This is a genomic window from Paenibacillus terrisolis (assembly GCF_056171975.1).
This window is the reverse complement of sequence record NZ_JBKFGG010000051.1, coordinates 1-965: the sequence shown is the minus strand read 5'-3', so window position 1 is coordinate 965 and position 965 is coordinate 1. Positions and strand designations below refer to the sequence as shown.

Sequence of the window (965 nt, the reverse complement as noted above, 5' to 3'; positions counted from 1 at the left end):
AACCCTAAGGTTGACAGCTTCTTATGATGAGCCATGAAGGACTCGAACCTTCGACACCCTGATTAAAAGTCAGGTGCTCTACCAACTGAGCTAATGGCTCAAAAACTGGTGGAGGCTGATGGATTCGAACCACCGAACTCGTCAGAGAACAGATTTACAGTCTGCTGCGTTTGGCCACTTCGCTAAGCCTCCGGATTCATGCCGCATTCAGATCAGGGCTGAACGAGCATAAAGTGGCTCGGGACGGAATCGAACCGCCGACACGAGGATTTTCAGTCCTCTGCTCTACCGACTGAGCTACCGAGCCATATGAAATTAGTCAAAAAAATAAAGCGGTTAAGTTGTTAACTTTCCCACTTCGTTGTGGAAATATACAGTTAGAAATGGCGGAGCCGACGGGATTCGAACCCGCGGTCTCCTGCGTGACAGGCAGGCATGTTAGGCCTCTACACCACGGCTCCGCAGTAAAAATGGTGCCGGCGAGAGGACTTGAACCCCCAACCTACTGATTACAAGTCAGTTGCTCTACCAGTTGAGCTACACCGGCGCGGTGTGAAAATTGCATATACGATTGATGGTGGAGGCTGAGGGGTTCGAACCCCCGACCCTCTGCTTGTAAGGCAGATGCTCTCCCAGCTGAGCTAAGCCTCCATATGTTTAAGTAAAATTGGTAGCGGCGAAGGGACTCGAACCCCCGACCCTCCGGGTATGAACCGAATGCTCTAGCCAGCTGAGCTACACCGCCATAATATAAGCTTGTACAAATGGCGGAGAGAGAGGGATTCGAACCCTCGCACCGCTTACGCAGTCTAACCCCTTAGCAGAGGGTCCCCTTATAGCCACTTGGGTATCTCTCCAAGCCATAAATTCAAGGTATCAATCCTTGAAAACTGGATACGAAACGTTTTTGCGTATTAGTCCCTACTGGGTTTCCCGCCAAGCCCGAAAAGTATTAGGAATACTCT

The 965-nt window shown here is 50.5% G+C and carries 8 tRNA genes; all 8 read right to left on the bottom strand.

Features of this window, described 5'->3' with window-relative positions:
- Positions 1–27: 27 nt before the first annotated feature.
- Positions 28–100: transfer RNA gene (locus tag ACI48K_RS24710), tRNA-Lys, on the bottom strand.
- A gap of 6 nt (positions 101–106) precedes the next feature.
- A tRNA-Tyr gene (locus tag ACI48K_RS24705) sits at positions 107–192 on the bottom strand.
- A gap of 42 nt (positions 193–234) precedes the next feature.
- Positions 235–307, bottom strand: a tRNA-Phe gene (locus ACI48K_RS24700).
- Positions 308–384: 77 nt separating this feature from the next.
- A tRNA-Asp gene (locus tag ACI48K_RS24695) sits at positions 385–461 on the bottom strand.
- 10 nt (positions 462–471) lie between these two features.
- Positions 472–547 (bottom strand) — tRNA-Thr (locus ACI48K_RS24690).
- Between the two features lie 28 nt (positions 548–575).
- Positions 576–651, bottom strand: a tRNA-Val gene (locus ACI48K_RS24685).
- 17 nt (positions 652–668) lie between these two features.
- Positions 669–745: transfer RNA gene (locus ACI48K_RS24680), tRNA-Met, on the bottom strand.
- Positions 746–765: 20 nt separating this feature from the next.
- Positions 766–857 (bottom strand) — tRNA-Ser (locus tag ACI48K_RS24675).
- Positions 858–965: the final 108 nt, after the last annotated feature.